Annotated in this window: 9 protein-coding genes; 2 read left to right on the forward strand and 7 right to left on the reverse strand. The window is 71.9% G+C overall.

What is annotated here, in order from left to right:
• Nucleotides 1-165 precede the first annotated feature (165 nt).
• The 5 genes from AB0C36_RS41200 to AB0C36_RS41220 form a co-directional block, all read right to left on the reverse strand.
• Nucleotides 166-813 (reverse strand): hemerythrin domain-containing protein, encoded by a 648-nt coding sequence (locus AB0C36_RS41200; RefSeq protein WP_358364451.1) that lies wholly within the window; start codon nucleotides 811-813, stop codon nucleotides 166-168.
• Nucleotides 814-1,065: 252 nt separating this feature from the next.
• On the reverse strand, nucleotides 1,066-1,743 hold the full coding sequence (locus tag AB0C36_RS41205) for a uracil-DNA glycosylase (protein ID WP_358364453.1): 678 nt from the start codon (nucleotides 1,741-1,743) through the stop codon (nucleotides 1,066-1,068).
• 175 nt (nucleotides 1,744-1,918) lie between these two features.
• Nucleotides 1,919-2,482 carry a DoxX family protein gene (locus AB0C36_RS41210; protein WP_358364456.1) on the reverse strand — a complete coding sequence of 188 codons (564 nt, stop codon included), beginning with the start codon at nucleotides 2,480-2,482 and terminating at the stop codon, nucleotides 1,919-1,921.
• 371 nt (nucleotides 2,483-2,853) lie between these two features.
• Nucleotides 2,854-3,876: a WD40 repeat domain-containing protein gene (locus AB0C36_RS41215; RefSeq protein ID WP_358364459.1), complete on the reverse strand. Its 1,023-nt coding sequence runs from the start codon at nucleotides 3,874-3,876 to the stop codon at nucleotides 2,854-2,856.
• Nucleotides 3,877-4,035: 159 nt separating this feature from the next.
• Nucleotides 4,036-5,667 (reverse strand): YibE/F family protein, encoded by a 1,632-nt coding sequence (locus AB0C36_RS41220; protein WP_358364460.1) that lies wholly within the window; start codon nucleotides 5,665-5,667, stop codon nucleotides 4,036-4,038.
• A gap of 506 nt (nucleotides 5,668-6,173) precedes the next feature.
• Between AB0C36_RS41220 and AB0C36_RS41225 the strand changes: the two genes are divergently transcribed.
• Nucleotides 6,174-6,815 carry a hypothetical protein gene (locus AB0C36_RS41225; protein WP_358364463.1) on the forward strand — a complete coding sequence of 214 codons (642 nt, stop codon included), beginning with the start codon at nucleotides 6,174-6,176 and terminating at the stop codon, nucleotides 6,813-6,815.
• Nucleotides 6,816-7,128: 313 nt separating this feature from the next.
• On the opposite strand, the gene AB0C36_RS41230 is transcribed toward AB0C36_RS41225, so the two are convergent.
• Nucleotides 7,129-7,608, reverse strand: a complete 480-nt coding sequence (locus AB0C36_RS41230) for a MarR family winged helix-turn-helix transcriptional regulator (protein WP_358364468.1) — start codon at nucleotides 7,606-7,608, stop codon at nucleotides 7,129-7,131.
• A gap of 166 nt (nucleotides 7,609-7,774) precedes the next feature.
• On the opposite strand from AB0C36_RS41230, the gene AB0C36_RS41235 reads away from it, so the two are divergent.
• Nucleotides 7,775-9,277 (forward strand): MFS transporter, encoded by a 1,503-nt coding sequence (locus tag AB0C36_RS41235; RefSeq protein ID WP_358364466.1) that lies wholly within the window; start codon nucleotides 7,775-7,777, stop codon nucleotides 9,275-9,277.
• Nucleotides 9,278-9,354: 77 nt separating this feature from the next.
• Here the strand turns inward: AB0C36_RS41235 and AB0C36_RS41240 are convergent, their stop codons facing one another.
• Complete coding sequence (locus AB0C36_RS41240; protein ID WP_358364467.1) at nucleotides 9,355-10,641, reverse strand: right-handed parallel beta-helix repeat-containing protein; 1,287 nt, start codon at nucleotides 10,639-10,641, stop codon at nucleotides 9,355-9,357.
• Nucleotides 10,642-10,830: the final 189 nt, after the last annotated feature.

Here is a 10,830-nt window from a genome sequence, read left to right on the forward strand (position 1 = left end):
CCTAGGGAGTGTCTTCAAATTCGCGTCGGATAGCCCGCGGGCCGTGGTGCGTGCGCTCGCAAGGCGCGGGCCGCAGCTCGGCCTGGGTTTGGCCGTGCAAGGTCCGCAACGCGGCGAGCGTGCGTGCCACGGTTCGCGGGCCCGGCGAGAGTTTGAAGACACGACCTAGACCAGGCCGTACGCCTCGGCGCGGCGGCGGGCGTACCTGCGGCGCCATGACAGGTGCCACATCACGCCCGCCCCGGTCGGGGCCACCCGCAGGATGCGGATGCGCTCGACCGGGTCGGCGTGGTGGAGGTACAGGGCGACGAACGCCGGCATGTCGCGGCCCCACGCCCGCAACGTACGCCGCAGCAGGCGGCGTTGCTCGTGGTTGCCGACGTGCCGGCGCATCAGGGGGAACATCTCGCGTTCCTCCTGGTAGGTGTGGCGGGCCACCAGGTCGTGCAGTCGGCCGACGACCGGGGAACGCTCGCGCAGCGGGACCCGGGCGTCGCCGGCCCGGCGCATGAGGGTGTCCAGGGAGTCGTGGTCGCCTTCCAGTGCGACGAACACCCGCCCTGCCGCGGCGACCCGCAGCCGGGCACGCACGCGCGGGTAGACGAACGCGTCCTCTTCGCGGTGGTGCGCGGCGAGGAAGCGCAGCACCAGGGCGAGGTGGTCCTCGACGGCCCTGGACTGCCGGATGTCGGCGGGGTTGACCTCGCGGGTGGCGACGGTGAGGCGCGCCAACTCCTCGCGCAGGGCGCGGTGCGCGACGTAGCCCGTGGTCAGGTCGAGGGGTGCGGACGGCTGAACGACGGGTGATGCCACGGGGACCGCCAGTGAGGTGCTCGGACTCGGTCGGCTGAGCCCCACAGCTTCGCACACCGCGGCGTCGCAATTCGGCACTACAAGACGGTTTTTCGTCGTTCTTCGGAACTGGTCGCAAGTCGATCGTTCCCGGCGGCGTCCACCCCGGCGGACCGGGGTCGCCGCTTCGGGAAACGCCCCTTCACGACCGGATGCGACCGAATGCCGACGGGTCGGCCCGGCACGCACGCCGCGAAGGGGCGAACCGACCGGCTACTGCTCGATGTTCGGAATCTGCCAGTCGATCTTGTCGTGGCCCATCTTCTCCAGTGCCGCGTCGATCTGCGAGAACGGCTTGCTGCCGAAGAACTTCTTCGCGGACAGCGGCGACGGGTGCGCGCCCTCGACGATGACGTGGCGCCCGGTGTCGATGAGCGCGGCCTTCTTGCGGGCGTGCGCACCCCACAACACGAACACCACAGGCTTCTCACGGTCGTTCACCGACTTGATGACGGCGTCGGTGAAGCGCTCCCAGCCCTGGCCCTTGTGCGAGGCGGCCTCGTGCGCGCGTACCGTCAGCACGGTGTTGAGCAGCAGCACGCCCTGCTCGGCCCACGGCATCAGGTAGCCGTTGTTCGGAACGGTCAGGCCCAGGTCGGTGCCCAGTTCCTTGTAGATGTTGCGCAGCGACGGCGGGACCTTGATCCCGGGGCGCACCGAGAAGCACATGCCGTGCGCCTGGTTGTCGTCGTGGTACGGGTCCTGCCCGACGATGAGGACCTTCACGTCGTCGTAGGCGGTCGCCTCCAGGGCGGAGAACACCTCGGCCTCGGGCGGGAAGACCTGGTGTGCCGCGCGCTCGGCGTCGACGAACGCGGTGAGTGCGGCGTAGTAGTCCGCGGTCAGTTCCTCCGCGAGCACCGGGCGCCACGACTCGGGCAACGTCTGCACAGCACAACCTCCACGCATTGGTACGGCCGTCGGCCCGGTGCACGGACGGCGGTCCGGCCGGGCGACTTGGTGTGCTCCCAAACGTAGTCGCCCGAGCGGACAACGGGGGCGGCGCCCGCCGGTTCGGGTGCATCGACCGGCGGGCGCCGCCCCCGCATGCGGAGTTGAGGACGCGTCAGACCGTCTCGTCCGGCTTCTCGTCCTTCTGCTCGGGCTTGTAGCAGAGCTTCAGCAGCAGCGCGGCGTTGGCGATGCCGAGGCCCGCGGCGACCAGCGCGGGCTTGGCGCCCGACGACTCCCGGCCGAAGAGCCGGTCGACCGAGTACTTGCCGTTGCCGAGGCCCGCGAGCGCGACCGCCGCGCCGCCGACGACCGCGCAGTACTCCCAGCCGCCCTTGAAGACGAAGTAGCCCTTGCCGCGGTGGTCGGTACGCGCCGCCACGGACATCAGGCCCACCGTCGCGGCCGCGGGCAGCGGGTTCGCGATGCCGAGCGTGAGGCCGACACCGGCGGCCATCTCGGTGCCGGCCGCCATCTTGGCGTGCACCTCGGCGGGCTTGAGGCCGAGCGCCTCGAACCAGCCCGTGGTGCCCTTGAGCCCGCCGGGGCCGGCGACCTTGTTGTAGCCGTGCGCGAAGAGCATCGGGCCGAGGGTGGCACGCAGCACCAGCGCCGCGACGTCCTTGCCCGTGCCGTCGGCCGCCTTGCCCACCGAGGCCGCCTTCTTCCTGCCGAACATCGCCCACCTCATCTTTTCGCCACCGCGTCCGCCGCCGTTTCGGGCGGTACGGCACGCCACGCGGACCGCGGGGGGCCGACCGGATCTGACCCACCGTCACATTGCCTAGGCAACCTACCGGACACACCCCCAGGTGTGCCGTGGCGCAGGTCATCCCGGTGGGACGGGACTCGCGCACCGTACGCGCGCCCGCGTCCCCACCCCATTGATGGGCACACCCCCGCCGGGGTCAAGGATCATCTAACGGAAACGGCACGATTCCTTGCGGAACAGCGAATTGACGCCCAGTCACGATACGGGTGCCGACAGTCGTCGGCGACGTTGTGCGCGCGTAACCGGGGGCGGTCATTGGCCAAGGTGACCCGAGGTGGTCAGCGGCCCGCGAGTTCGGCGAGGTGTTGGGCGGTGACGCGGCCCGAGCGGTCCGCGTGGACGAGGACGTCCGACTGCAGCCACGCCAACGCCGTCACCGGCGCGCCCGCAAAGCGGCGGGCGACCGGGGTCGCGGTACGCCGCGCCGAGCCGGCCCTGACGTCCCACAGCGAGAGGGTGCCGTCGAGCCCGCCGGTCGCGATGACCGCGCCCCGGGCCGGGCGCCACGCGGCCACGCCCATGGCCACGCGCGCCTCCAGGCGCCGCGGGCGCGGGCGTACCCGGCCGCCGCGGGCGGCGAGGTCCCACACCGTCAGGCCGGCGTCCACCTCGGCCGCGAGCCACTGGCCCGTACCGTCCACGGACAGCCCGTCGATGAGCCCGGGGCCCTGCGTCGGAAGGTCCTCGTGGGTGCCGCCGATGCCGCGGATGTAGACGCCTGGGCCGTCGCCCGCCGCGCAGAGCCAGGCACCGTCCGTGCCGCCCGCGAGCACCCGGACCGGCGAGGGATACGACCACGCCGCGACGCGTCCGCGCGGCGAGAACGCGTGCACCTCGCCGCCGAGCGCCACCGCGACCGTGTTGCCCCGGTCGAACCACGTCACGTCGTCGACGGTCACCGCGCCGTCGACCGGCCGCCACTGCTCGAGCCCGCGGTCCGCCTCGAAGATGCGTACCGTCCCGCCGCACGCGACCGCGCACAGGTTGTCGTCCGACCACGCGAACTCCGCGGGGGTGTCGGTCGTACGCGTCATCACCGCGCCGTCGGCGACGCGCCACAGCGCGTACCCGCGCGGGCCCGCGAGCGCCACCACGCTGCCGTCCGGCGAGAACCGTACGCGCCGCGCCCCGCCGGGCAGGACGAGCCGGGCCAGCAACTGCCCTGTGGCGGCGTCGAGAAGATGTGCGGGCCCGCTTTGGCAGGCGACCACACACAATGTGCCCGATACCGCCAACGCGGCGGGCACATCGTCGATTTGGCGTTCCCATCCCGGAGCGGCCTGCGTCGCCATCGCACCCATCGCGGTCCTCTCGTCCGGTTGCGCGACTCCGGGATCCGCGCCCACGAATCGCCCCCGCGCGGACAGCCTTTCGACGCCGTGTTACGGCTGTGAAAACTTCATCGCTCGGTTCGGTTTCCGGTTGACACGCGGGCCCGAGTTCGATCTTGCGACGGACGGTCAGGCGGACGCCTTCTGCTTGCGGCGGTGGCGCTTCGGCGCGGCGTGCCCGTGGTGGCCGGAAGTCGCGGGCACCTGCTCGCGGGACGCGACGAACGCGGCAAGTGCCGTGGTCACCGGGACGGATGCGACCAGGCCGATGCTGCCGACGAGAGTACGCACCACTTCCTCCGCGACGATCTCGCTCGTCACCACGTCCTGGGTGCCTAGGTCGGATCCGGAGAAGAGGAGCAGCAGCGGCAGCGAGGCGCCCGCGTACGCGAGGACAAGGGTGTTGACGGTCGAGGCAATGTGGTCCCGCCCGATGCGCACCCCCGCCCGGTAGAGATCGCGGGCTCGTAGCGCCGGGTTGGCGTGCTTCAGCTCCCACACCGCGGATGTCTGAGTGACCGTCACATCGTCGAGCACGCCCAGCGATCCGATGACGACGCCGGCGAGCAGCAGGCCGCGTACGTCGACCTCCGCGTGCAGCGCCCGGACCATCGACGCCTCCTCGGACGCCATCCCGGTGAGCCGCGTCAGGCCGATGAACACCTCGCCGAGCACACCGATCAGGGCCAGGCTGGCCAGGGTTCCCAGGACCGCGATGGAGGTGCGCGCGCTGAATCCGTGGCAGAGGTACAGCGTCACGAGCATGATCGCGGACGCTCCGACGACGGCCACGGGGAGCGGCGAACTCCCTTGCAGTATCGCGGGAAGGACGAACCACACCAGGACGGCGAAGCTGCCGGCGAGTCCGACGAGCGCCATCAGGCCGCGCAGTCGGCCTATGGCGACGACGGCGACGGCGAAGATGGCGGCGAGCCACAGCATCGGCTTGTCGCGCTGGAAGTCGACGATGGTCCACTGGGCTTCGGGCGGGGCGTCGGCCGCGTAGTCGAGCACGACCTCGTCACCGACCTTCAGGCCCGCCAACCCGGCGCCGGGACTGATGAGTTGACGGACCGTCGTACCGCGCCCCGGCCCCTTGGTGACGTCGACGGCCACGGAGGTGCAGCCCCGGTCGGTGTCCGCGGCGGAGCCGTCGGCGGGTGCCGATCCCGAAGCGGGCCCCGCGCCTTCGCCGGGCAGAGCGCCTTCGGCCGCCGCCGGGTCCTCCGCGGGAGAGGCACCCGGCGGAGCAGCCCCGGCCGGTGGACCGGAGCCGTCGGCGCCGGACACCGCGGGGTCGCACGACACGGCCGCGGTCGACGTCACTTCACCGTACGCCGTTGCGACCTTCCCCTGGTCCGCGCGATGGGACTTGGTGTCCTGGTCGGGCCACAGCACGAACATGCCGAGCGCGACCACGGCCGCGAAGGGGACCAGGATCAGCGCCAGCAGTCGGCGTACCCGCTTGGACGCGGGGATGGCCGGACCGTGCGAGTGGGCGTGCGAGTGGCCGCCGTGACCTCCATGACTTCCGTGATCGCCGTGCCCCCCATGTCCGCCTTGTCCGCCGTGTCCGCCGCCCTCGCGGCCGCCGCGCGCGGCCCGGCGGCCCGACGGTACGTCGGTTCCCCCGCCCGGCGTAGCGTCGCGATCCCCCTCGCGGTGCGTCGCCGGACGCGGCTCGTCGCCGGGGGCCGATCGCGGCGGTGAGGCGGGCTGCTGCCGCCCCGCGGGCGGGCCTGCGACGCGTCCGCTCGACATGCCGTCGGGACCGTAGCCGACCCCGCGTGTGTACCCCTGCCCCGACACCTGCGCGGGATACTGCCCAGCCCCGGGCCCCTGCCCTGGAATCCGCCCCGGCGCTCGACCCGGTGTCGGTCCGGGCCCCTGCCCGGGGACCTGTCCAGGACCCTGCCCGGGGACCTGTCCAGGACCCTGCCCGGGGACCTGCCGCGGACCTTGCCCCGGACCGCCCGGCCCGGGCCCCTGCCCGGGTGCCCGACCGGGGTACCGGCGGGGGTCCGGGCCGTGGCCGTACGGACCCCCGGCGTCGGCGGCACGGTCGTCGGTCATGGTCGCCTCCGGTGTGGGGGCCGTCACTTTCTCGTACGGAGCGCGCGCCGGGCAAGTCATCCCACTCACCGCAATCCACCGCGCGCGAACCTGCGCGGAGGCGCCCCCGCGGCCACCTGACTCCCCGTTCCGGCCGCCCGACTGCTAGGAAGGTCGCTGACAGTTGGTCGGGGATCGGACAGAAGAGCGACTGCATGCAGCAGAACACGTCAGCGAAGACGCTCCGCCGCGCCGCGGCCGTCGCCATAGCGGCCGGGGTCATCGCCATCGCGGCACCCGTGACCGTACGCGCGGTACCCGGCCTCCAAGAGGACCCGCCGCCGGTCCTCGCGGACACCGGCGCGTCGGGCAACGAACAGGCCATTCTCACCGCGGGGGTGGCGATGCTCCTCGGCGGCGCGGTCGTGGTCGGCGCCGCCCGCTTCCGCGCGGCCCGCGCCGCCGCAGCGGCCGAAGAGGACGAACTCTGGGACGACGAAGAGTGGGACGACGACGAAGACCCCACGCCCGAAGCAACCGCCCCCGAATCCCCCGCAGTTCCGCCCCGACTGTCCGCGACGACACCGGAAGCGGGGCCTGACGCAACGTCAGAAGCGAGGCCCCAGACAGATCCCGAGCGACCGGCACCGCCCGAACTCGCAAACGCCACAACCACCCAATCGCCCGACAAGTCCCCGAACCCACCAACCCACAGCCAGGACACCGACGAAACCGAGGACACCGGCTCCGGCGCCGACAAGCAGGCCGACAACGACGGCCAGGGCACCGGTGAAGCGGAGAACAAGAAGGCCTCGGACATCAGCGAGAAGGACCGTCCGCCGACCGAGCCGACCTGACCAACGCAACAAGAACGAACACCCCGTGCGACGGCACCAGATGCTCACGTACGTCGGCGGGTATGCGCCTCCTTCGGTGCCCATGGCCGTGATCGTCCACCCTTGCGCGTCGGGCCCGTCGCGGCGGACATTGCAAGTGGCCGCGTCGGGGCGTGCCTACGGAACGATTGAAGTGATCGGCATCGACACGGGGAAGCCGCCGGCAGAAGCCCTCTCCCCCTTGACGGAGGTCATCGGGGAGTTCATGGAAAGCGCGACTGCCCAGTCACCTTGAATTGCCGAGTCCCCCGCCGCGCGTGGCAAGCGGCGCGGGCTACTCCGCGGTGCGGGCGCCGGTGGCCAGGTCGGGGCGGGGCCAGGCGGTGTCCTGGGCGTCTTCGATAGAGCGGTTGAAGCGGGTCAGTACGTCGAGGAGTTCGCGGCGTTCGTCCGGGCTCCAGTCGCCGAGGACGCGTTCGATGCCGCGGCAGTAGCGTTCCCGGTCGGCCGCGAGGCGGCGCCTGCCCTCCTCGGTCGCCCGCAGCTTGCGCGCGAGCCCGCCGTCGGGGTCCACGATGCGCTCCGCGAGGCCGCCGCGCAGCAGGGCGGCCACCTGGCGGTTCACGGTGGAGGTGTCGAGCTTGAAGGCGTCCGCGAGTTGGCCGATCGACATCGGCCCTTCGGCTTCGAGCCGGCTGATGAGCAGGTACGCCGACCGTTCGAGCGGCTGCCCCTCGACATTGCGGTTGACCATCACCTGATGCCGGGCCAGGAGCATGCACTCACGCTCGATGCGGGCCAGCAGGTGGTCCAACACGTCGTCCTCCCTCGGGTCGCTTACTGCCGGAACGCCCGTCCGTGTCACGAGGTTCCGGGCATTTTCCACTTGTTGGCGCCCCCGGAGTATGCACGATACACAATATGTGTATCGTGCATACGGAACCACCCGCCGATTCGGGGCGGGGAGCTTCGGAGGGCACATGAACGCCGCACCACCCGTAGACGCGATCCACCCCGGCCCCGGCGGCGCACGTCGCAGCCCCGGGGTCATCGTCACGGTCCTGGCCTTCTGCGGCATCGTCGTCTCGCTGATGCAGACACTCGTCGTCCCCCTGCTCACCGAGCTCCCCCGGCTCCTGGACACCTCGGCCTCCAACGCCTCGTGGGTGGTGACCGCGACCCTGCTCTCCGGCGCGGTGTGCACCCCGGTGATGGGACGCCTGGGCGACATGTACGGCAAGCGCCGCATCCTCGCGCTGTGCCTCGGCATGCTCACCACCGGCTCGGTGATCTGCGGGCTGAGCGACTCGATCCTGCCGATGATCGCGGGCCGCATCCTCCAGGGCGCCTCGTTCGGGGTCATCGCGCTCGGCATGAGCCTGATGCGCGACGAGCTGCCGCCGGCCCGCCTCGGCCCCTCGGTCGCGCTGATGAGCGCGACGCTCGGCATCGGCGGCGCGGTCGGCCTGCCGGTCGCCGCGCTGGTCGCGCAGAACGCGGACTGGCACATGCTCTTCTGGGGTGCCGCCGCCCTCGGTGTCGTCGACATCACCCTGGTCCTGCTCCTGGTGCCCGAGTCGCCGGTACGCACCCCCGCGCCCTTCGACTTCATCGGCACCCTCGGCCTGTCCGCGGGCCTCGTCTCGCTGCTGCTGGCCATCTCCAAGGGCGCCGACTGGGGTTGGAGCAGCGGACGTACGCTCGGACTCTTCCTCGCGGCGCTGGTCATCCTCCCGCTGTGGGGCTTCGGCGAACTGCGCACCACCGCGCCCCTGGTCGACCTCCGCGTCAACGCCAAGCCGCAGGTGCTCTTCACCAACCTGGCGTCCATCGTGATCGGCTTCGCGATGTACGCGCAGTCCCTCGTCTTCCCGCAGATCCTCATGCTGCCCGAGGAGACCGGCTTCGGCCTCGGCAAGTCGATGGTGGTCACCGGTCTTGTGATGGCCCCGGCGGGCCTCGTGATGATGTTCGTGTCCCCGCTGTCCGCGAAGCTGTCGGCAGCCAAGGGGCCCAAGGTCTCGCTCCTGGTCGGCAGCGCAATCACGGCGCTCGGCTACCTGCTCTCGCTGGCGATGCTGGACGCGGTGTGGAAGATCGTCGTCGCGGCGTCGGTGTCCGCGGCCGGCTGCGCGCTCGCGTACTCGGCGATGCCGGCGCTCATCATGCAGGCCATCCCGCCGCAGCAGACCGGCGCGGCTACCGGGCTCAACACCCTGATGCGCTCGATCGGCACCTCCAGTTCGGCGGCGGTGATCAGCATGGTCCTCGCCAGCATGACCGTGTCCCTGGGCGGCCGGGCGATCCCGTCCCTCGACGCCTTCCGGACCAGCCTGTGGGTCGGCTGCGCCGCGGCGGTCGCGGCCACCCTGGTCACCCTGCTGATCCCGGCGCGCAAGGCGGCACCGGAGACCGGAGCGGTGGCACCGACCGCGCCGCGCCCCGCACACGACGCGGCCGGCGCCACGGCCTCGGCCGGCTGACGCCGGATCAGGAACCGTACGCACGAATCGCCCGGACTCCCGGACCGCACACACCACTCAGGAGCAGTACGCCCTGCTCACGGCCGGTACTCGTACGCCCCGGCCGTCGCACCCTCCTCCGGGACCGGCGCCCCGGTGATGTCGACCGTGTACCCGGTCGGCTCGCCGCGCCCGATCGCCGGGCTGCCGGCCCGCACCCGCAGGTCGTCGGGGCCGGTGAAGCGCGGGTCCGCGAACACCGAGTCGGGGCCCGCGTCGAACTGGTGCTGCGAGCCGTCGTAGACGCCGGTGTCCTCGTCGGCGCCCGCGCCGTCCTCGTACCCGCTCTTCCAGCCGACGGCGATGACGTTGTTGCGCAGCTTGAGGATGTCCGTGTCGCAGCCGCCGTGGCACACCCAGCCCTGCGACTCCGCGCCCGGCAGGTACACCGAGTTGTTCACCACGAGCGTGCCGCGCACCGGGCCGAGGCCGGTGTCGGGGCCGCGCGTGACCAGGAAGCTGCCGCGCTCGTACTTGGAGGTGACGACGTTGTACGCGAACACGTTGCCGTCGGCCGTCTTGTCGGTGTCGTGCCCGAGCTCGGTGAAGGTCTCGTTGTCGCGCGTGACGTTGTACTCGATGCGGTTGCGGTCGCCGTCGTAGATCTCGACCGCGGCGCCGTCGTACCCGTAGTCGTGGCTCGTCGCGTAGCTCCCGGCGATCGTGTTGCCGGTGATGAGGTTGTCGTCGCCGTTGAGCAGCACGCCGAACGCGCCGGAGTCGTCGTCGCCGCCCGGGTCGTCGACGCTCATCTTGTTGTTGTCGATCAGCTCGGAGCCGCGCACGGTGTTGTGGTGCGCGGTGTCGGCGATGGACACCCCGACGACGTTGTCGTCCGCGCGGATGGCCTCCAGCGTGTTGTGGTGGCCCTTCTCGATCTCGACGCCGGCCCAGTCGCAGCCGGTCAGCCGCAGGTCCCGGACGGTCCAGTACGAGCCGGTCAGCCACACGCAGTTCGCGCCGCCGCCGACGACCGGCCGTTCGCCGGTGCCGTACGCGCCGACGGTGAGCGGCTGGCCCGCGGTCCCGCTGCGGGCCAGCGCGAGCGTGCCGTTCCACTCCTCGCCGCGCTTGAACAGGACGGTGTCGCCGGGCCGCAGCGCGGCCGCGGAGACCTTGCCGAGGGTGCGCCAGGCCGTGGCGGCGGAGGTTCCCGCACGGCTGTCCGAGCCGGCGGAGGCGTCGACGTAGTACGTGGTGCCCGCGGCGGCGGTGCCGTCCGCCGCCGCGTCGAAGGACGGCAGTGCCGCCGCGGCGCCCAAGGCGAGCAGTAATGCGGTTCCGGACGCCGCCGCCTTGTGCCGGCGGATTCCCGAAAGGCCCATGGTCTGTCCCTTCCGAACGCTTGTGGATGCGAGCGATTTCGGCCGGACCTGCGGCGGGACGCGCCGGTCGTGCGGTCCGGCGCCAGGAACCTAGGCCGACCGCCGCACAGTCGTCCACGCGCCATCCGCCCCGCGCGCGGAGTATCCACATCACGCCGAAGGGGCGGTGCGGCCACATGGTGGCCGCAC

The sequence above is a fragment of the Streptodolium elevatio genome, from assembly GCF_040649515.1.
Classification (GTDB): domain Bacteria; phylum Actinomycetota; class Actinomycetes; order Streptomycetales; family Streptomycetaceae; genus Yinghuangia; species Yinghuangia elevatio.

What these genes read in the sequence shown, in the direction of transcription:
- AB0C36_RS41215 (WP_358364459.1), bottom strand. Translation starts at nt 3,876, where the DNA reads ATGGGTGCGATGGCGACGCAGGCCGCTCCGGGATGGGAACGCCAAATC.
- AB0C36_RS41210 (WP_358364456.1), bottom strand. Translation starts at nt 2,482, where the DNA reads ATGTTCGGCAGGAAGAAGGCGGCCTCGGTGGGCAAGGCGGCCGACGGC.
- AB0C36_RS41240 (WP_358364467.1), bottom strand. Translation starts at nt 10,641, where the DNA reads ATGGGCCTTTCGGGAATCCGCCGGCACAAGGCGGCGGCGTCCGGAACC.
- AB0C36_RS41220 (WP_358364460.1), bottom strand. Translation starts at nt 5,667, where the DNA reads ATGTCGAGCGGACGCGTCGCAGGCCCGCCCGCGGGGCGGCAGCAGCCC.
- AB0C36_RS41235 (WP_358364466.1), top strand. Translation starts at nt 7,775, where the DNA reads ATGAACGCCGCACCACCCGTAGACGCGATCCACCCCGGCCCCGGCGGC.
- AB0C36_RS41225 (WP_358364463.1), top strand. Translation starts at nt 6,174, where the DNA reads ATGCAGCAGAACACGTCAGCGAAGACGCTCCGCCGCGCCGCGGCCGTC.